Origin of the sequence: Streptomyces anthophorae (assembly GCF_049310305.1) — a bacterium.
GTDB lineage: Bacteria > Actinomycetota > Actinomycetes > Streptomycetales > Streptomycetaceae > Streptomyces.
In genome coordinates this window covers 5506239-5524356 of the sequence record NZ_JBLWQQ010000001.1, presented here as the reverse complement: position 1 = coordinate 5524356, position 18118 = coordinate 5506239, and the positions used below count along the sequence as shown (strand labels likewise).

The 18118-nt window shown below is 71.3% G+C and carries 16 protein-coding genes, 1 other RNA gene and 1 pseudogene; 2 read left to right on the top strand and 16 right to left on the bottom strand.

Annotated features, from left to right (window positions below; translation table 11 throughout):
• Positions 1 to 8 precede the first annotated feature (8 nt).
• From ACNYS0_RS25160 to ACNYS0_RS25140, 5 genes and pseudogenes are all read right to left on the bottom strand, one after another.
• Positions 9 to 827, bottom strand: coding sequence for an anti-sigma factor family protein (locus ACNYS0_RS25160; RefSeq protein ID WP_422476735.1), 819 nt, complete (start codon positions 825 to 827; stop codon positions 9 to 11).
• A complete protein-coding gene (locus ACNYS0_RS25155) occupies positions 824 to 1429 on the bottom strand; it encodes a sigma-70 family RNA polymerase sigma factor (RefSeq protein WP_266710860.1) in 606 nt (201 codons plus the stop codon). The genes ACNYS0_RS25160 and ACNYS0_RS25155 overlap by 4 nt, the downstream gene beginning before the upstream one ends.
• A gap of 74 nt (positions 1430 to 1503) precedes the next feature.
• A pseudogene (locus ACNYS0_RS25150) lies at positions 1504 to 1614 on the bottom strand (CGNR zinc finger domain-containing protein); the annotation flags it as partial.
• Positions 1615 to 1707: 93 nt separating this feature from the next.
• Positions 1708 to 2316 (bottom strand): CGNR zinc finger domain-containing protein, encoded by a 609-nt coding sequence (locus tag ACNYS0_RS25145; protein WP_422476734.1) that lies wholly within the window; start codon positions 2314 to 2316, stop codon positions 1708 to 1710.
• A gap of 65 nt (positions 2317 to 2381) precedes the next feature.
• Entirely contained in the window at positions 2382 to 2924 is a 543-nt protein-coding gene (locus tag ACNYS0_RS25140) for a GNAT family N-acetyltransferase (protein WP_422476733.1), read from the bottom strand.
• 92 nt (positions 2925 to 3016) lie between these two features.
• Between ACNYS0_RS25140 and ACNYS0_RS25135 the strand changes: the two genes are divergently transcribed.
• A complete protein-coding gene (locus ACNYS0_RS25135) occupies positions 3017 to 3532 on the top strand; it encodes an anthrone oxygenase family protein (RefSeq protein ID WP_422476732.1) in 516 nt (171 codons plus the stop codon).
• Positions 3533 to 3591: 59 nt separating this feature from the next.
• On the opposite strand, the gene ACNYS0_RS25130 is transcribed toward ACNYS0_RS25135, so the two are convergent.
• The 7 genes from ACNYS0_RS25130 to ACNYS0_RS25100 form a co-directional block, all read right to left on the bottom strand.
• The gene (locus tag ACNYS0_RS25130) at positions 3592 to 4755 is read right to left on the bottom strand and encodes a uroporphyrinogen-III synthase (RefSeq protein ID WP_422476731.1); all 1164 of its coding nucleotides are present in this window, start codon (positions 4753 to 4755) and stop codon (positions 3592 to 3594) included.
• Positions 4756 to 4879: 124 nt separating this feature from the next.
• Positions 4880 to 6250, bottom strand: coding sequence for a nitrate/nitrite transporter (locus ACNYS0_RS25125; RefSeq protein WP_422476730.1), 1371 nt, complete (start codon positions 6248 to 6250; stop codon positions 4880 to 4882).
• A gap of 99 nt (positions 6251 to 6349) precedes the next feature.
• On the bottom strand, positions 6350 to 7135 hold the full coding sequence (locus ACNYS0_RS25120) for an MHYT domain-containing protein (RefSeq protein WP_422476729.1): 786 nt from the start codon (positions 7133 to 7135) through the stop codon (positions 6350 to 6352).
• A 142-nt stretch (positions 7136 to 7277) separates the two neighbouring features.
• A complete protein-coding gene (locus tag ACNYS0_RS25115) occupies positions 7278 to 8492 on the bottom strand; it encodes an acyltransferase family protein (protein WP_422482772.1) in 1215 nt (404 codons plus the stop codon).
• 41 nt (positions 8493 to 8533) lie between these two features.
• Positions 8534 to 10732, bottom strand: coding sequence for a bifunctional polysaccharide deacetylase/glycosyltransferase family 2 protein (locus ACNYS0_RS25110; RefSeq protein ID WP_422476728.1), 2199 nt, complete (start codon positions 10730 to 10732; stop codon positions 8534 to 8536).
• Positions 10733 to 11506: a hypothetical protein gene (locus ACNYS0_RS25105; RefSeq protein ID WP_422476727.1), complete on the bottom strand. Its 774-nt coding sequence runs from the start codon at positions 11504 to 11506 to the stop codon at positions 10733 to 10735. It lies immediately after the preceding gene.
• Positions 11507 to 11664: 158 nt separating this feature from the next.
• Positions 11665 to 12639 carry a LysR family transcriptional regulator gene (locus ACNYS0_RS25100; RefSeq protein ID WP_422476726.1) on the bottom strand — a complete coding sequence of 325 codons (975 nt, stop codon included), beginning with the start codon at positions 12637 to 12639 and terminating at the stop codon, positions 11665 to 11667.
• A 106-nt stretch (positions 12640 to 12745) separates the two neighbouring features.
• Here ACNYS0_RS25100 and ACNYS0_RS25095 point away from each other — a divergent pair, with 106 nt between their 5' ends.
• On the top strand, positions 12746 to 13978 hold the full coding sequence (locus ACNYS0_RS25095; RefSeq protein ID WP_422476725.1) for an MFS transporter: 1233 nt from the start codon (positions 12746 to 12748) through the stop codon (positions 13976 to 13978).
• A gap of 4 nt (positions 13979 to 13982) precedes the next feature.
• On the opposite strand, the gene dacB is transcribed toward ACNYS0_RS25095, so the two are convergent.
• The 4 genes from dacB to ACNYS0_RS25075 all read right to left on the bottom strand — a co-directional run bounded on the left by dacB (position 13983) and on the right by ACNYS0_RS25075 (position 18060).
• Positions 13983 to 15584, bottom strand: a complete 1602-nt coding sequence (gene dacB / locus ACNYS0_RS25090; RefSeq protein WP_422476724.1) for a D-alanyl-D-alanine carboxypeptidase/D-alanyl-D-alanine endopeptidase — start codon at positions 15582 to 15584, stop codon at positions 13983 to 13985.
• 213 nt (positions 15585 to 15797) lie between these two features.
• Positions 15798 to 16186, bottom strand: a transfer-messenger RNA (tmRNA) gene (ssrA, locus tag ACNYS0_RS25085).
• A 121-nt stretch (positions 16187 to 16307) separates the two neighbouring features.
• Positions 16308 to 16856 carry an SsrA-binding protein SmpB gene (gene smpB, locus ACNYS0_RS25080; protein ID WP_385769785.1) on the bottom strand — a complete coding sequence of 183 codons (549 nt, stop codon included), beginning with the start codon at positions 16854 to 16856 and terminating at the stop codon, positions 16308 to 16310.
• 31 nt (positions 16857 to 16887) lie between these two features.
• Positions 16888 to 18060: a S41 family peptidase gene (locus ACNYS0_RS25075; RefSeq protein WP_422407608.1), complete on the bottom strand. Its 1173-nt coding sequence runs from the start codon at positions 18058 to 18060 to the stop codon at positions 16888 to 16890.
• Positions 18061 to 18118 lie beyond the last annotated feature (58 nt).

The following is an 18118-nucleotide window of genomic DNA, read 5'->3' as shown; positions in this document are numbered from 1 at the left end:
CCGCGCGGTCAGGCGTTCACCTCCACGAGGCGCTTGCCGTCGAGCGTCTCGACCTCGAAGTGGTCGATCTGGCCCCGGTCGAAGGCCGCGCCCCCGTGCACGTACAGCGGGCGCTTCGCGTTCGCGTTGGTGCTGGTGTCGATGCCGTAGCCCCATTTCGGGACGGCCCAGGTGGTGACCGTCTCGCGCTCGCCGTTCTTGCCGACGGCGACGAGGGAGCACTTCAGCGGGCCCTTGACGTTCTTCAGTTCCAGGACCGTGTGGGTGCCCCAGGCCTTCTTCTCCATGCCGATCGTCGCCGTGACGTTCGTCTTCGCGTCCGTGGCCTTCACCTTCTCGGGCATGTGGTGGAAGAAGGCGTCCTCCGCCGGGCTCGTGGGGTGCGGGTCCGCGAGGGTGCCCGTGCCCCCGTCGTCCGTCACCGCCATGACCGTCAGCGGGCCGCCGATGATCAGGGCAGCGGCGGCGGCCACCAGAAAGAGGCCGCGCCTGCGCTTCTTCGCGCGGCGGCGCCCCAGTTCGTCCGCCAGGGACTCCGCGAGGCGGGGACTCGGGCGGGCGGCCAGCGAGTCGCCGATGTCCGGGGTCGGAAGGCGCGGAGCGCCGCGCTCGGCCGGCAGGTCGGCGAGGGCGGCGAGCATCGGCTCCATGCCCGCGAACTCCTCCAGGTTCCGCGCGCACTGCTCGCACGTCGCCAGGTGGGCCTCGAACGCGCTCGCCTCGGTGTCGTCGAGGATGCCGAGCGCGTAGGCGCCGACGGTCTCGTGCACATCGCCGCCCGCCGGTCCGTGGCCGAAGGAACCGTACGATTCGTGCCCCGTCGTCATGCCGTCACCCCCCGTTCCTCCAGCGCCAGCTTCATCGAGCGCAGCGCGTAGAAGACCCGCGAGCGCACCGTGCCGCTGGGGATGCCGAGCGTCTCGGCAGCCTCGTTGACCGTACGTCCTTTGAAGTACGTCTCCACGAGTACTTCCCGGTGGGCCGGGGTCAAGTCCTCCAGGGCGTCGGAAAGGGTCATCAGCCACAGCGCCTTGTCGATCTCGTCCTCCGCGGGGATGACCTCCAGCGGCGACGGGTCGACCTCCTGCGGCCGGGCCTGCCGACTGCGGTGGCCGTCGATGACGATGCGCCGGGCGACCGTCACCAGCCAGGGGCGTACCGAACCGGTCGCTCGGTTGAGCTGGCCGGCGTTCTTCCAGGCACGGATGAGCGTCTCCTGTACGACATCCTCCGCGCGCTGCCGGTCCCCCGCCACCAAGCGGAGCACATAGGCCAGAAGCGGCCGTGCGTGCTCGGCGTAGAGCGCGCGCATCAGCTCCTCGTCCGGCTCGGGGGGCCGGGGAGCGCGATGTCGGGCCCGGGGCGGGCGTTCATCGGCCACGGCGGAATCCTTGCGCACGCCTACCTCCGGTGTCCCCTGTTCGGCCATGTCTCTCGGCTGGGCTCACGGGAGGGATACGCAGACGAACTCGCGGATGTTCAAAGGGAGTTGCAGAACGTGTCTCAGGCCCTGGCCAGGGCCGCCGCTCTGCGCCGGTGTCTGGCCACGCGTTCCCGGTTGCCGCACACCTCACTTGAGCACCAGCGGCGCCTGCGCCCGCGGGACATGTCGAGGCTGCATCTCCCGGGGGATAACCCCCGGACCCCCAGCCGGAAAGGCCGCCGACCCGCGGCCCGGTCACCGGGACGAACCGCACACTCCACGGCTCAAGCCCTGGCCAGGGCCGCCGCTCTGCGCCGGTGTCTGGCCACGCGTTCCCGGTTGCCGCACACCTCACTTGAGCACCAGCGGCGCCTGCGCCCGCGGGACATGTCGAGGTAGATGATCGGGCAGTTGTCGCCCTCGCACTGGCGCAGGGAGCCGCGCACCGCGGGGTCGGTGAGGAGGTCGACGGCGTCGCGCGCGACGGCCGCGAGCAGGGCCGGGCAGCCGGGTTCGACGTGCAGGGAGCGGACGAGGGTGCCGTCGGCGGCGCGTACGGCGCGGGGTGCGGGCGGGGCCGCGCGGGCGAGCAGGTTGACCCGTTCCAGGGCGGCGGAGGCCGGGCGGCCCGAGAGTTCGCCGCGCACCAACTGGGTGATGTGGCCGCGCAGTTCACGGAAGGCGGCGAGCCAGGCGGGCGAGCGGTCCGGCAGCGCGGCGGCGCCCGGGACGAGCCCCGCGCCGATCAGCCAGGCGCGCAGCAGGTCGGGGCTCGTGAGGCGTTCGTCGGGGTGCGCGGTGGCGAGGAGGTCCAGGCAGAGACGCCCGGAGTCGAAGCGCAACTCGTAGGGGGCATGGGCAGGCGGGTGGGGCCCTGTGGGTACTGCTGCCATGCCCTCTACAGTGCCCGCCCGCGGGCCGTGCCGGAACCCCCGCTGCCGGAACGGGGGTTGACGGGTCACACCTGCCCGTACGCCGGTGGGTCGTCGTGCAGGAGCCGCTGGAAGAGGACGTGGTCGCGCCAACCCCCGTTGATGTGGAGGAACTTGGGCGCGAGCCCGTACCGGACGAAGCCGCACTTGGCGAGCACGCGCTGGGACGCCGCGTTGTCCGTGAGCGTGCCCGCCTCGATGCGGTGCAGGCCCAGTTCGTCGCGGGCGGCGCGGCAGACCTCCTCGACGGCGGCGGGAATCAGTCCCCGGCCCCGGTGGTCGGCGTCGACCCAGTACCCGAGGTTGGCGCTGCACAGCGGGCCGAGGTGGATGCCGCTGAGCGCGGCGCGGCCGACCACGCGACCGCCCGCTGCCCGGTCGAACAGCAGCCACGTCGCCCCGGAGCGGTCGGCGATCCGCTCGGCCTGCTCCCGCGCCGTGTAGTAGCCCTCGGGGCGGTACGGCTCCCAGGTCCGCATGAACTCCCGGTTGCGGACGACGGCGTCGGCGAGCGCCGGTGCGTCCCCAGGGACGGCGCGGCGCAGTTCGATGTGGTCGTCGATCAGCATGCCCGTACGGTACGCGGGCCCCTGGACGCTCGCGTATGCGGCCGCGCGGATCGACGATGTCGGGCGGCACGGCCCGCGGCTTGACTGGGGTCATGACGACAACGACGCGTGTCACGGAGTGGGTACTGGGGGCGGCCACGGTCGCCATGGGGCTGGCAGCCGGGTCGTTCTACGTGTTCTCGTGCGCCGTGATGCCCGCCCTGGCGCGCAGCGGCGACCGCACGTACATCGAGGTGATGCAGAACATCAACGACGTCATCCAGAACCCGGTGTTCTTCCTGAGCTTCGTCGGGGCGCTGCTGCTCACCGGGTGCGCGGCCTGGCGGGTGCGGCGTCGGCGGGGGCTGCGCGGCTGGGTGTTCGCGGCGCTGGCCGGCTACGCGGTGGCGTTCCTGCTGACGTCCGCGGTGAACGTGCCGCTGAACGACGCGCTGGCCGCGGCGGGCGCCCCCGCGAAAATCTCCGATCCGGCGCGGGTGCGGGAGGACTTCGAGGGGCCGTGGGTGGCGTGGAACGTGGTGCGGGCGGTGCTGTGCACGGGCGCGCTCGGGTGCCTGGCGCGGGCGCTCCTCGTGTGGGGCCGCCGATCAAGCCCCTGCGGCGATTGAACAGCGGGGCCCGGGGCAGAGCCCCGCGACGTGCACCCGGTCGACCGCAACAGGACAGGTCAACCGTCGGCGTACTTGGCGTCCGCCGCCGGGTCCAAGGCCAACCGGTACCCCCGCTTGACCACGGTCTGGATCAGCTTCGGTGTCCCGAGGGACGACCTGAGCCGGGCCATCGCCGTCTCCACCGCGTGCTCGTCGCGGCCCGCGCCCGGCAGCGCGCGCAGCAGCTCCGCGCGGGACACCACCCAGCCGGGGCGGCGGGCCAGCGTCCGCAGCAGCGACATGCCGGCGGGCGGCACCGGTCGCAGCTCGTCGTCCACCACCACGGCCTGCCCGCGGATCTGCATCTGGTGACCCGCGACCGGCAACGTACGCGCGCGTGCCGGGAGTTCCGTGCACAGCAGCTGCACCAGGGGGCCGAGCCGGAACCGCTCCGGCTGCACCGTGTCCACGCCGGCCGCTTGCAGCGGCACCGCGGTGACCGGGCCGACGCACGCCGCGAGCACGTCGTGGTGCAGGGCCGCGAGCAGCTCCTGCGTGAGGCCCCGCTCCTCCGCGCGGCGCAGCAGCGCCGTGGCGGCGGGGGCGGAGGTGAAGGTCAGGGCGTCCACGCCGCGCGCCACCGTGGCGTCGAGGAGGCGGTCGACCGGCCCTATGTCCTGCGGCGGGAGCCAGCGGTAGACGGGGACGCCCACCACCTCGGCGCCCGCCTCCCGCAGCGCCTCGACGAAGCCGGGGAGCGGCTCGCCGTGCAGCTGCACCGCGACGCGCCGCCCCTCGACGCCCTCGTCGAGCAGCCGCTCCAACACCTCGGCCATCGACTCGGACGAGGGCGACCACTGCTCGGTGAGGCCGGCCGCGCGCACCGCGCCCTTCACCTTCGGGCCGCGCGCGAGGAGCTCCACGCCGCGCAGGCGGTCGAGCAGGTCCTCGCCCAGGCCCCAGCCGTCGGCGGCCTCGACCCAGCCGCGGAAGCCGATCGCGGTGGTGGCGACCACCACGTCGGGCGCGTGGTCTATCAACTCCTTGGTGGCGACGAGGAGTTCACTGTCGTCCGCGAGCGGCACGATACGCAGGGCGGGCGCGTGCAGCACCGAGGCACCGCGCCGCTGGAGCAGCGCGCCGAGTTCGTCGGCGCGGCGCGCCGCGGTCACGCCCACGGTGAAGCCGTCGATCGGCCCGTGGGTCCGCTCCGGCCTCGTGGCCTGCTGTTCCTCGTCCATGCTGGTTCTCGCCCCGCTCGACGTTCTTCCGTGCACCAGGCCCACCGGTGCGTCGTCCGAGCCTGTCAACGCTCCGTGTCGACCCCGGATCAACGCTATTGCGTGCGTGTTACGGGCGCCATTGTCACACCTCCGCGTAGCTGAGCTGCGGCTTCGTCTCGGCCGTGGAACTCGCGACGGTCCGCGAGGCCGAGCGGCGAAGGTATACGGCCCAGGTCACCGCGAAGCACACGGCGTAGAAGGCGAGGAACGCGACGAAGGCGCCGGTGCCGGTGCCCGCCGTCTGGAAGGACTGCCGGAACGCCAGGTTGATGCCGAGCCCGCCGAGCGCGCCGACGGCGCCGATCAGCCCCATGGAGGCACCGGACAGGCGCCGCCCGTACGCGGCCGCGTCCTCCCCCGTGAGCCCCTTGGCCAGCGCCTTCGTCTGGAAGATGCCGGGGATCATCTTGTACGTCGACCCGTTGCCGAGCCCGCTCAGGACGAACAGGGCGATGAACGCGACGGTGAACAGGGTGAGCGACTTCTCGACCGAGGCCAGGGTCACGACGGCCGTGGCGGCGGCCATGCCGACGAAGTTCCACAGCGTGATGCGCGCGCCGCCGTACGTGTCGGCGAGCTTGCCGCCGACGGGGCGGATGAGGGAGCCGAGCAGCGGGCCGATGAAGGTGACGCCGGCCGCCTGGAGCGGCGTACGCCCGAACTGCGTCTGGAGGACGAGCCCGAAGGCGAAGGAGTAGCCGATGAAGGAGCCGAAGGTGCCGATGTACAGGAACGACATGATCCACGTGTGGGCGTCGCGCACGGCCTCCTTCGCGGCGCCGGTGTCGTTCTTCACGGTCGCCAGGTTGTCCATGAACAGCGCGGAGCAGACGGTCGCGACGACGATCAGCGGGATGTAGATGCCGAGCAGCACCCGCGGCCCGCCGCTCGCGCCGATCACGGCGAGCGCGACGAGCTGGATGACGGGGACCCCGATGTTGCCGCCGCCCGCGTTCAGGCCGAGCGCCCAGCCCTTCTTGCGCAGCGGGAAGAAGGAGTTGATGTTGGTCATGGAGGAGGCGAAGTTGCCGCCGCCGACGCCGGTGAGCGCCGCGCACCACATGAAGGTGGTGTACGAGGTGCCCGGCTCCATGACCAGGAACGCGGCGACGGACGGCACGAGCAGCATGCTCGCCGAGACGATCGTCCAGTTGCGGCCGCCGAAGACGGCGACGGCGAAGGTGTAGGGCACGCGCGCGAAGGCGCCCACCAGCGTCGCCATCGACACGAGGAAGAACTTCCCCGCCGGGTCGATCCCGTACTCGGGCCCCATGAAGAGGACCATCACGGACCACAGGGTCCAGATCGAGAAGCCGATGTGCTCGGAGAGGATCGAGAAGGCGAGGTTGCGCCGGGCGACCTTCGCGCCCGTCTCCTCCCAGAACACTTCGTCCTCGGGATCCCACCGCTCGATCCAACTCCGGCGCCGGGTCTGTTCCTTGGGGCCAGGCATGGCACGCCTCCAGGTCACGGTTCGCAGGTGATGCCCCTGAAGGTAGGGAGGCGGGATTTCCGCCTCATGGCCTGACGTGACCACCGGGGAACGTTGCTCTCACCCGGCCGGTGGCCGGGTGGTGAGGCCTTGGGCGGAGCTTCGGGAGCGCGCCACCGGGTCGCCCTCCAGCGTCTGCGGGTCGAAGAGCAGCACGGCACCGGCGAAGAACAGCACGAGGAACGGGCCGATGAGATACGGGACCAGGACCGTGAACACCGCGGAGCCCGTGCTGCCGGACGCCGCCATCAGCTCGACGGTGAGCGCCTCCATGCCCAGGTAGTGCATGGCGCAGACGGCCACTCCCATGAGCAGGCTGGCGCCGAGGCTGACGAGGAACCCGCGTACGTTCATGATCAGCCACAGGGCGGCGGTGGCGGCCACCACGGCCACGCCCACCGAGGCGGCCACGATGGGCGCACTGTAGTGGAGGGTCCCGGAGAACTGCATGGCGGCCATGCCCAGGTAGTGCATGGCCGCGACGCCGAGCCCCATGAAGAGGCCGGCGCCGAGCAGGACCGGCGTGCGCTGCCCGGCGTAACCGGCGGCGAAGACGCCCACGCCGACCACGAGCACCGCGACGGCGAGGCTGAGGAAGGTGAGCTGCGCGTCGTAGTCGATGTGCGCGCCGTGCACCTGGAAGCCCATCATCGCGATGAAGTGCATGGACCAGATGCCGACGCCCAGCGAAAGCGCGCTGTACGCAAGCCACTTGGGCCGCCCCGAGTCGAGGTGCCGCGCCCGCACGGTGCAACGCAGCCCGATCCCGCCTCCCAGACTGGCCACTAAGAACGCCGCCACCGGGGTCACGGCCCCGTAGCCGAACCCGTCAACCGTCGCCTGCACGTCACACCTTCACCTGGTCGCCCCGCCGGCGCTCGTCCGTCGCGAGCGCCCCGCAGCACGCTAGCGAGCCCCTCCACCCCTTGGACGCGAAAAATCCACACCGCCATCACATCGTGACCCAGGAGCCCGCCCCGGCGGCCCGTCAGGCGTGCCGCGCCCGCTTCCGGCCACCCTTCCGCGCCCCGTCGGGCCACAGCCGCGGTCTGCGCTTCGCGGCGAGGTCCTCGACCCAGCCGGTGGAGACGATCGCGAGGCCGATCAGGGGCCAGACGAGGACGAAGGACCAGAGCATGTACGTCGCGTCGAGCGCGGAGCTCAACCGGTCGTCCATGAAGGGCAGTTGATAGAGCAGGTCGATCAGCGGGAACGTCGCCATGATGAGCAGGTTGTGCCACAGGTAGATCGTGACGGCCCGGTTGTTCGCGAGGGTCACCAGGCGGTCCCAGCGCGCGAGGCGGCCGGGCAACTGCTGCCAGGACGGCGCGTACTGGAGCAGGATGACGACGAACCCGAGGGACCAGGTCGCCTGCGCCAATGGGATCTCGTTCAGGTCCCAGCCCTCTTCGGAGAGGTGACCCGAGGCCCACCACAGGCCGAAGCCCATGAGCAGCGCCGCGCAGGACACCGCGGCGTAGCGCGGCACCTTCTGGAGCACGCCCTCCTGGTGCGCGAAGCCGAGGATCCAGCAGCTGCCGTACACGGCGAAGTCGGTGACGGCCTCGCCGGTACGGCCGGGGATCTCCACCAGGCCCGTGCCGACCACGGCCGTGAGGACGAGCGGCGCGCACAGCGTCGCCCACGGGAGCTTGCGGAACGCCTTGAGCAGCAACGGGGACGCGAGCACGAACCACAGGTAGGCGCGCAGGTACCAGAGCGGGCCGATGCCCTGCTCGGCCCACGTGGTCTCCAGGAAGCCGGGCGGGTCGGCGATCTCCCACGGGTAGGCGGGGGCGCCGATCGGGATCACGTAGTTGACGATGCCGAGCCAGCCCCAGGCGCCGCCGCCGGTGTCGGGGTCCTTGCCCGGATTCCAGCCGCCCATGAACAGCAGCGGCAGCACCAGCGCGCTGAACAGCCACATCGGCGGCAGGAGGCGGCGCAGCCTTCCCCGTACGACGCTCAGCGCGGGCCTGCTCAGGGAGCGTGCCATCAGCGATCCGGCGAGCGCGAACATCACGCCCATGGACGGGAAGAGGATCGAGAGCCAGACCCAGCCGAACAGGTGGTAGGCGACGACGCGGACGAGCGCGATGGAGCGCAGCAGGTCGAGATAGCGGTCCCGGCCGGGCTTCTTGGGTGCGGCGGCCGGCTCCGCGGGCGTCGGCGGCCGCTGAGTGGGCAGCGGCCGCGTGGGCATCGCGCGCGTGGGGTCGGCGTTGCCTTCGTACGTCGGGTGGGTCATGACACCGGCCTCCGCTGGTCGTCGGAGACGGAGGTCGTCCGCTGGCGCGGCATCCGGGCGCCCGCGTCCGCGCCGACCACGCCGGTGCGGCGCAGCTTCTGCCAGCGAAGGCGGCCGCCGGTGAGCGCGGTGATCCAGGACTGGAGCAGGACGACGTACATCAGCTGCCGGTACAGGAGCTGCTGGAGCGGGAGGGATATCAGGTGCGTCATGCGTTCCTTGTCGAGCCGGAAGGCGTACGCCGCACAGACCGCCTGGATCGCGAGCACGCCGAACCAGGCGGCCACCGTCTTCTCCGTCGGGCCGAATACCAGTCCGTAGAGGAAGAAGATGTCGATCAGCGGCGCGAGCAGCGGGGCCAGGACCATGAAGAGCGAGACGAGCGGGAGACCGACCCGGCCGAAGCGGCCCGATGGACCCTTGTCGACCAGCGCCCTGCGGTGCTTCCAGATGGCCTGCATCGTGCCGTACGACCAGCGGTAGCGCTGCGACCACAGCTGCTGCACGGTCTCCGGGGCCTCGGTCCAGGCACGCGCCTTCTCGGCGTAGACGACGCGCCAGCCGTCGCGGTGCAGTGCCATCGTGACGTCGGTGTCCTCGGCGAGCGTGTCGTCGCTCATGCCGCCGACGCGCTCCAGGGCGCTGCGGCGGAAGGCGCCGACCGCCCCGGGGATCGTCGGCATGCAGCGCAGGACGTCGTACATGCGGCGGTCGAGGTTGAAGCCCATCACGTACTCGATGTGCTGCCACGCGCCGATCAGCGAGTCCCGGTTGCCCACCTTCGCGTTGCCCGCGACGGCGCCGACGCTCGGGTCGCCGAACGGCTGGACCAGCTCGCGCACGGTGGCCGGTTCGAAGACGGTGTCGCCGTCCATCATCACGACGATGTCGAACCGGGCGTTGGCCAGGCCCCTGTTGAGGGCCGCGGGCTTGCCCGCGTTGTGCTGCCGGACCACGCGGACGCCGGGCAGCCGCATGTTCTCCACGATGCGCGCGGTGCCGTCCGTCGAACCGTCGTCGATGACGACGACCTCGATGGGGTGCTCGCTCAATGCCAGCGAACGGACCGTGTTCTCGATGCACTTGGCTTCATTGAAGGCCGGTACGAGGACGGAGACCGGCTCCGTGACCGGCCGCCCCCACGCGAAGCCCTTGCGGCGGACCCTGCGCGCGTGCACCGCGGACAGGATCAGCATCAGGCCGAAGCGGGACATGACGAGGACGCCGATGACGGCGAGGCCGACGACGAGGACGCCCGTGATGTTGTCCGAGGCCCCCACCGCGTAGACCCACGCCTTGCCCTTCCACAGCTCGACGCCGGTGACCGGCGTGTGGGCGCTGGGCATGCCGAGGGCCTCGGTGAGGTTCGCGAACTTGTAGCCCTCGCCCTGAAGATGCGGCAGAAAGCGGTCGAGCGCGGCGACGGTCTGCGAGCGGTTGCCGCCGGAGTCGTGCATGAGGACGATCGCGCCCTTGCCGTCCTTGGGCGTGGCACGGCGGATGATCTCGTCGACGCCGGGGCGCTTCCAGTCCTCGCTGTCCGTGTTGTTGACGACGGTGATGTAGCCGCGCGAGCCGATGTACTTGGTGACCGGCCACGACGCGTCGTCCATGGCGTCGGCGAACGAGGAGTACGGCGGCCTGAACAGGGAGGTGCGCACGCCCGCCGCGCCTTCGAGGGCCAGCTGGTTCTGCGACAGCTCCCAGTCGATGCGCTTCTTCGACTGGTAGGAGAGGTCGGGGTGGTTGAAGGTGTGCAGGCCGACCTCGTGCCCCTCGTCGACCATGCGGCGCACCAGGTCGGGATAGCGGGAGGCCATGGTTCCGGTGACGAAGAAGACGGCGTGCGCGTCGTGCTTCTTGAGGACGTCGAGGACCTTCGGGGTCCACTCCGGGTCGGGGCCGTCGTCGAAGGTGAGCACCAATTGGTGCTTGCCTATGGAACGGCTGCTCTCGCGGCCGCCCCGGGTGTCGATGACGGGTCCGCCGTCGAGGATCTTCTCCGGCACCTTGTCGGTGGCCGCCTCGGGGCGGATGCGGTGGTCGGCGAGGATCTCGCTGTGGACATAGCCGCGCAGCATCAGCATCGCGATCACGGCGACGAGCAGCAGCGAGGGCAGCAGGTAGCGCAGCGGGAGGCGGCGCCTGCGGGCCGCGGCCGGTGCGCGGCGCGAGCGGCGTGAGCGGTCGGACATCTACAGGACGCTGCTTTCCAGGGGCGGGACGAGGGGCGCCACCAGGGGCGCTGCGATCAGACGCGCGAGGCCGCCGTCGGCGAGGGTGCCCGAGCCGTCGGTCCCCGCTCCGTCCGCCGGGCCGCTCGGCTGGTCGCCGGGGTCCGTCGACGGGTCGGCGGGGCTGCCGCCGGACGGTCCCGTCGTCGGCTTGTCGCTGTCGTCCGGCTTCGTGGGATTCACGGTCGTCGAGGGCTTGCCGCTGGGCCTGCCGGACGGCGACGTGCCGGTGGACGGCTTCCCCGACGTACTGGCTCCGGTCGTCGGCGACGCGCTCGCGCCCGGCGCCGCGGAGGTGCTCGGCTGCGCGCCGCCGGAGGCGCTGGGCTGCGCGGTGGCGCCCGGCGACCCGGACGACGAGAGAGTCGGCGTGGGCTCGGACGACTCGGTGTCCACCTTGCCCGACCCCTTGCCCTCGGCCGGCATCGGCAGCCACGGCGCGTCGGAGTTCCCGGAGAAGACGGTGATCACGATGGCGACGGCGTAGACCGCGATGGCCAGGCCCGCGGCCACGCCGAAGCGGCGGAAGGTGCGGCCGCGCCGACCCGAGTCGTCGACGAAGACGGGGAGTTCCTTGTCGTCCGAGCCCGCGGGCTCCGCGCCGAGGGGCGTGCGCGCACCCGGTCTCGCGCCGACCGGGCCGCCCAACTGCCGACCTATGAAGTCGAGTTGGACCGTCACCTCGTGCGGGTCATGGGTCGGCCCTGACAGGCCGTCTTCTCGCGAGTTCTCCACCGTACGCACATCCCCCCAAGGACACATTCACGGGTGCGCGGGCGATGTCGCGGGCCTTCGCCGACCGAACCGGGCCCCCACCCGATCCGGGCACCCCACTATCACATCGCACCCGAGACCAGAATGTAGCGCACACCAGTGACACCCATGCACACACCTCATTCACGACTCAACATAATCTGCACATCTGCGGCTGGAATCCATGCCTCCGGAGGCCTTTCCAGCCACCCGCTCTCCGCCGCGAGGGCGTCCGCGGCGGCCCGAAGTGCCGTGATTCCAGGGTGTTTACACCCCTTTCGCCACACGAGCGACACGGGCGACAGCGGCACCGGATCGACGAGCGGGCGCAGCACCGAGCCCGGCATGACCGGAAAGTCCACCCCCGTGAGGACCGGATTGCGGTACTTGTCCATGATCCGGCGGAACTCCTCCTTGCCGACGGCGAGCGGCGCGGGCGGCGCGACGTGGATGCCCCGGCCCTCGAACAACAGCCGGGCCAGCTCCGTCCATTCGGGCGTGCGGGGGTTGCCGGCGCCCGCGTAGACCGACTCCCCGGCGAGCCGGTCCAGGGGCACGGCGTCGAGCGCCGCCAGCGGATGGTCCTCGGGCAGCATGATCGCCATCGGCTCGTAGCGCACGGGCTGTTGGGAGAGCCGGGCGCGCACGGCCGGGTCGAGACCTGCGAAGCGGCCGAAGGACACGTCGAGGCGGCCCGCGAGGAGTTCGGCCGCGGCGCCGGTCAGACCGCTCTCGTAGCGGGCCATCAGCTCGTGGTCCGGGGCGAGTTCGCGGGCCCGCGCGAGCACCCGCTCGTGCGCGAGACCCGGGCTGTTGACGTCGACGAGCAGCGGCCGTCCGGCGGCGGGCCCGGTGAAGGCCGCCAGCAGCTCGTCCTGCGCCGCGATCACGCGCCGCGCGTGCGGCAGCAGCCGGGCCCCGTCCGTGGTCAGCGTGACCTGCCGGGTGGTGCGCCCGAAGAGGTCCACGCCCAGTTCCCGCTCCAGGCGCCGGATGTCGCGGCTGAGCGCCTGCTGGGCGACGTAGAGGCGGGCGGCGGCGCGCGTGAAGTGCAACTCGTCGGCGACGGCGAGGAAGGCGCGCAGCAGGCGGGGTTCGACGTTCGCGGGAGGCATCGGGCGAACTTACAACGCAGGTGCGTCGAAATTAACAGCACAGGCGCGTGAATCGACGCCGAGTAGGTGTTGGACCCCGCAGGTGACCTGCGGGGACGCTCTTCGCATGCCCACCGCTCCCACGACCACCGGCTCCACGTCCTCCACCGCCACGTCCTACACCCGTCTCTTCACGATCCCGGGCACCCGCGCCTTCACCCTCGGCAACCTCATCGCCCGCTTCCCGCAAGGGATGTTCAGCATCAGCGCGGTGATCATGATCTCCGGCTCGCGCGGCTCGTACGCGCTCGCGGGCGCCGTCACCGCCACGGGACTGGTCGCCAACGCGCTCGTCGGGCCGTGGACGGCGCGGCTCGTGGACCGCTACGGGCAGGCGCGGATCGCGGTCCCGGCCACCCTCATATCGGCCTGCGGCTCGCTCGCCCTGCTCCTGTGCGTGCACTTCGGGGCGCCGAACTGGACGCTGTTCGCCGCCTACCTGGCATCCGCGACGACCCCCAACACGGGCGGCCTGTCCCGGGCCCGCTGGGCGCACCTGCTGAAGGAGACCCCGGACGCCCTGCACACCGCGAACTCCTTCGAGCAGGCGGCTGACGAACTCTGCTACATGCTCGGCCCCGTCGTGGCGGCCTTCCTGTGCGGCTCTCTCTTCCCGGAGGCGGGCACCCTGGTCAGCGTCGTCCTCATGGTGACCGGCGTGCTGATCTTCACCGCGCAACGCGCGACGGAACCGCCGCCCCACGCGCGCACGAAGGCGACGAAAACGCCACTACGCGCGCGTGGCATGCCGCCCCTGCTGCTCGCGTTCCTCGCCTCGGGCGCGATCTTCGGCTCACTGGAAGTCGTCACGGTCGCCTTCGCCGAGGCGCAGGGCCACAAGGTGTGGGCGGGCGGCATCCTGGCGCTCCAGGCGGCGGGCTCCTGCGCGGCGGGCCTGCTCTACGGGGCGTGGCGGCCGGCGGGCCCTGCGGCGCGGCGCCACCCGCTCTGCGTGGCGGCGATGGCGGCCCTGATGACGCTGCCGCTGCTCGCCGCATGGTCCACGGGCTCCCTGTACGTCCTCGGGGGCGCGCTCCTGATCGCGGGCATGGCCACGGCGCCGACGATGGTGACGGGCATGACCCTGGTCCAACAGCGCACGCCCACCGGCCAGTTGAACGAGGGCATGACGCTCGCCGTGACCGGCATCCTCACGGGCATCGCGACCGGCTCGGCCTCGGGCGGCGCCGCGGTGGAGCACTGGGGCCCCACCGCGGCGTACACGGTGCCGGTCGCGGCGGCTTCGTGCGCGCTTCTGCTCGCGCTGTACGCGTACGTACGACGCCCGGGCCGCCGCTAGCGGCTCAGCACACGGCCGGCTTGCGCCACGAGCACTCCAGGTCGCCGTCCCGCTCGGCCGCCGGGACGGCGCGCGTGGACTTCGGCACGACGGCCTTCGCCTCCTTGGACGTCGACTTCGCGAGGGTCACCACGATGGCGTCCTCCAGCGGCTTCACGGAGTCGACGAGATAGTTGTTCTGGACGACGCTGTAGACGAGCAACCGCCCGTCGGCGTCCTTCACGTAGCCCGAGAGCGCGGAGGCGCCCGTCAACGACCCGGTCTTTCCACGGGCGTTGAGGGCGGCCGGGGTCCCGCACATCCGGCTGCGCAGCGTCCCGCCGACGAACCGGTCCGGGTCGCAGGCCACGGGCAGCGACTTGTACCAGTCGGCGTACCAGGACTCGTCCTGAACGGACAGCAGCAGGTCGGCGAGCTGCCGGGCGGCGAAGTTGTCCTTGCGCGAGAGCCCGGACCCGTCGACCTGCCGCAGCTTGCCGGCGTCGACCCCGGCGCCCTTCAGATAGTCGGCGACGGCGTCGATGCCGTCACCCCAACTCCCGGGCCTCCCGGTCGCCTTGTACCCCATGGCCTTGGTGAGGGACTCGGCGTGCATGTTGTTGGAGAGCTTCATGAACGGGATCAACAGGTCCTTCAGGGCCATGGAGTCGTGCGCGGCGAGCCGCTTCGCGCCCTTGGGCGTGGCCTGCCCCAGCTTGGTGGACCCGCCGACCTTCACGCCGTGCGCGGCGAGCGCGTCCCGGAACACGGCGGCCGCGTACCCGGTCGGCTCCCACACCGTCACCCACTCCTTGGTGGTGTCCCCGCCCACGGGGACGGTGCCGCTCACGGTGACCGTGTTGGTCCCGTGCCGCCGCTCGACGGCGACTGTGTCCTCTCCCCCGGCCCCGACGGTGGACGCCTGCACGTCCAGGTGCACGTAGTCGTTCTTCGGCGTGACGCTGACGGCGGGCTTGTCCCCGGCCCCGGCCCCGGGCTTCACCTCGACGATGACGGTCCCGGTGTCGTAGTCGGTGTCGGGCGCGACGCTCAGCGCGCTGATCTGGGCGGCGTAGTACGAGGACTCGTCGTCGCCACCCCAGGTGTCACCGATCCGGTGGTCGTCGAACCGGGTGTCGTCCGCGACGAGCCGTCCGCTCACCCGCTTCACCCCGGCCGCGGCGACATCGGCGGCGAGCCTGTCGTAGTCGGCGGCGAGCGTGGTCGGGTCCCCGGTACCGCGCAGATACAGGTCCCCGTCGAGCACCCCGCCGCGCACCCGCTCACCGGCGAGCACGTCCGTACTGAACCGGTAGTCGGGGCCGAGGGTCCCCATGGCCGCGGCGGAGGTGGCGAGCTTCGTGTTGGAGGCGGGCATCAGCCGCCCGGTCGGATTGTGCTGGTACAGGGTCTCTCCGGTCTTCGCGTCGGCCACGACGACGCTCGCGGCGCCGCCCTCCATCCGCGGATCCCCGAGAATCGTGTCGATGGCCTCCGGCAGTCCACCGGGAGTGGAATCGGCGCCGGCGGGCGCGCTCCACGACAGACCCGCGGCGGCCACGACGAGCACGAGAGGCCAGGCCCATTGACGGGCTCTGACGGACGGCTTTCCATCACGTCTACTCATGCCACAGGAGCATCCCGGAACCGCAGGGCTCCGCCAAGACCCACTACTGGCCACCGGGCACTGCGCAACGGCACCCACGACAAAGGCCCGGCTGTGTGAACAGCCGGGCCTGAATCGCATGGGATGAGGGGGTCTGGGGGTCATGCCCCCAGAAGTCCCGACGGGACGGACAAGGCTCGCGCTTTCTGCGAGCAGAGTCCGGGCTCCGTCTCGTGGTGGAGATGGCGGGAATCGAACCCGCGTCCAACGGTGCAGCAGCAGGGCTTCTCCGTGTGCAGTTCGCTTCGATTTTCTCGGCCCCGGTGATCACGCGAACAAGTCACCGACGGGCCCAGCCACTGTTTGATTTCCTTTTCCGCCCCGTGGCCGGACGGAAAAGTTTAGTTCCCTAGATTATGCCAGGATCCGGGCCGGGAACACTCCCGGGCTGACACCCTTTTAGGGTCCTTCAGTCGCTACTTATTAGGCAGCGAGGGCGAAGGACTGGGAATCGCTCTTAGAATTGGCGATTATTGGTTGCGACATATGGTTAACGAGATCATTGCCGCTTCCTCGACACGCTTCCCCTGCTTCGACATCCGCTGTCGAAACCGATCATCCCCATGTTGATTTTTCAAGCGTGGACCTTGCGGTCCGGCGTCCCTGCGTGAGGAACAGTGCCATCGTACGTGACCAACGCACGACGATGCCAGCGTATTCCTGAGGGTCGACGGGCGACGGGCGTCAGCCCATCCGCTCGTTGTTCCGCTGGCGCCGCTTCGCCGCCGCGATCGCCCGGTCCGAGTCCCGCCTGTCCTGCTTCTCACGCAGCGTCTGCCGCTTGTCGTACTCCTTCTTGCCCTTGGCGAGCGCGATCTCGGCCTTCGCCCGGCCGTCCTTGAAGTAGATCGCCAGGGTGACGATCGTGTGACCGGTCTCCTCGGACTTCGACTCCAGCTTGTCGATCTCCTCGCGGTGCAGCAGCAGCTTGCGCTTGCGGCGCACCGCGTGGTTCGTCCAGGTGCCCTGGTGGTACTCGGGGATGTGGGCGTTGTGCAGCCACGCCTCGCCCCTGTCGATCTGGACGAAGGCGTCGGCGAGCGAGGTGCGGCCCTGCCGCAGCGACTTGACCTCGGTGCCGGTCAGCACGATGCCGGCCTCGTAGGTGTCCATGATCAGGTAGTCGTGGCGCGCCTTCTTGTTCTGCGCGACCATCTTGCGCTTGCCGTCCTTCTTGTCGGACGACGCCCCCTTTTTGCCCTGCTTGGGCTGGGACTCCTTCGGTACATACATTGCCTTGGCCATAGTGCTGACCATTTTCGCACTACGAGGGGTCCCCGAGGCCAGTCAATACTGTCTCCGCCCGCCGCAGGGTGTCCGCCTCGGTCTCCAGATCGGGCGTGATGCCGCGGCCGTCGACCGCGCGGCCCGAGGGGGTGCGGTAGTGCCCGACGGTCAGCTCCGCCACGGAGCCGTCGGGCAATCGGCTCGGCATCTGGACCGAGCCCTTGCCGAAGGTCCTGGAGCCCACGACGACCGCGCGGCCACGGTCCTGGAGGGCGCCGGTGAGCAGCTCGGCCGCGCTCATCGTCCCGCTGTCGACGAGCACGACCACCGGTCTGGAGGTGTCGGCCCCGCGCTGCGCGTGCAGGGCCCGCTGCGCCCCGCGCACGTCGTACGTCGCCACGAGCCCGCCGTCGAGGAACGCGGAGGACGCCTTGACCGCCTCGGCGACCAGGCCGCCGGAGTTGCCCCGCAGGTCGAGCACGACGCCCGCGCGCTCGGGTACCGCGCCGACCGCCGTACGCACCTGGTCGCCGACGCCCTTGGTGAAGGCGCTCACCTTCACGAGCGTCGCGCCGTCCGGCAGCCGGGTGGAGGCGACCGAGTCGGTCGACAGATTGGCGCGGCGCAGGGTCTCGCTCCACGCGCGCGTGCCGCGCTGGAGACCCACATGAACCGGGGTGCCCGCGTGCTTGCCCCGCAGGAGCGCGAGGACCTCGGTGACGGGGCGGCCGGTGACCGGCTCGCCGTCGACGGCCGCGATCCGGTCGCCCTCACGGATGCCGGCGAGCTGCGCGGGCGATCCCCTGCGGACCTTGGAGACCTGGACCCGCCCGTCGGCGGTGCGCCGGGCCCGCAGGCCGATGCCGGTGTACTCGCCGTCGAGGGCCTGCTCGAACTCCTCGTACTCGCCCCGCGTGTAGACGGAGCCCCAGCGGTCGCCGCTGCGGCTGACGGCGTCCTGGGCGGCCTTCGTGGGCGACTTCCCGTCGGCCATCGCCTCGGCCGCCGCGTCGCTCGGGTCGGTCGGGCCCGCGATCGGCTTCTCGTGCGCGGCGACGAGCGAACTGTCCCCGCCTTCCGCGGGTTTCCGGTTCTCCCCCGGCCAGGAGCCGGTGGCGGCGCCCGCCGCGAGGACCGTCATGAAGATCAATGTCAGGGTCGCCCCGCGGCCGATGCGACGGGGCCTGGAGTACAGCTCCGGACCTGACATGTCGGTGAGTCTAGGACAACGAAGGGCGTCGTACGGGCCGTTGACCCGCACGACGCCC

What these genes read in the sequence shown, in the direction of transcription:
- dacB (WP_422476724.1), bottom strand. Translation starts at nt 15,584, where the DNA reads ATGAGTAGACGTGATGGAAAGCCGTCCGTCAGAGCCCGTCAATGGGCC.
- ACNYS0_RS25145 (WP_422476734.1), bottom strand. Translation starts at nt 2,316, where the DNA reads ATGGCAGCAGTACCCACAGGGCCCCACCCGCCTGCCCATGCCCCCTAC.
- ACNYS0_RS25110 (WP_422476728.1), bottom strand. Translation starts at nt 10,732, where the DNA reads ATGTCCGACCGCTCACGCCGCTCGCGCCGCGCACCGGCCGCGGCCCGC.
- ACNYS0_RS25160 (WP_422476735.1), bottom strand. Translation starts at nt 827, where the DNA reads ATGACGACGGGGCACGAATCGTACGGTTCCTTCGGCCACGGACCGGCG.
- ACNYS0_RS25095 (WP_422476725.1), top strand. Translation starts at nt 12,746, where the DNA reads ATGCCCACCGCTCCCACGACCACCGGCTCCACGTCCTCCACCGCCACG.
- smpB (WP_385769785.1), bottom strand. Translation starts at nt 16,856, where the DNA reads ATGTATGTACCGAAGGAGTCCCAGCCCAAGCAGGGCAAAAAGGGGGCG.
- ACNYS0_RS25125 (WP_422476730.1), bottom strand. Translation starts at nt 6,250, where the DNA reads ATGCCTGGCCCCAAGGAACAGACCCGGCGCCGGAGTTGGATCGAGCGG.
- ACNYS0_RS25140 (WP_422476733.1), bottom strand. Translation starts at nt 2,924, where the DNA reads ATGCTGATCGACGACCACATCGAACTGCGCCGCGCCGTCCCTGGGGAC.
- ACNYS0_RS25100 (WP_422476726.1), bottom strand. Translation starts at nt 12,639, where the DNA reads ATGCCTCCCGCGAACGTCGAACCCCGCCTGCTGCGCGCCTTCCTCGCC.
- ACNYS0_RS25115 (WP_422482772.1), bottom strand. Translation starts at nt 8,492, where the DNA reads ATGCCCACGCGGCCGCTGCCCACTCAGCGGCCGCCGACGCCCGCGGAG.
- ACNYS0_RS25075 (WP_422407608.1), bottom strand. Translation starts at nt 18,060, where the DNA reads ATGTCAGGTCCGGAGCTGTACTCCAGGCCCCGTCGCATCGGCCGCGGG.
- ACNYS0_RS25155 (WP_266710860.1), bottom strand. Translation starts at nt 1,429, where the DNA reads ATGGCCGAACAGGGGACACCGGAGGTAGGCGTGCGCAAGGATTCCGCC.
- ACNYS0_RS25135 (WP_422476732.1), top strand. Translation starts at nt 3,017, where the DNA reads ATGACGACAACGACGCGTGTCACGGAGTGGGTACTGGGGGCGGCCACG.
- ACNYS0_RS25130 (WP_422476731.1), bottom strand. Translation starts at nt 4,755, where the DNA reads ATGGACGAGGAACAGCAGGCCACGAGGCCGGAGCGGACCCACGGGCCG.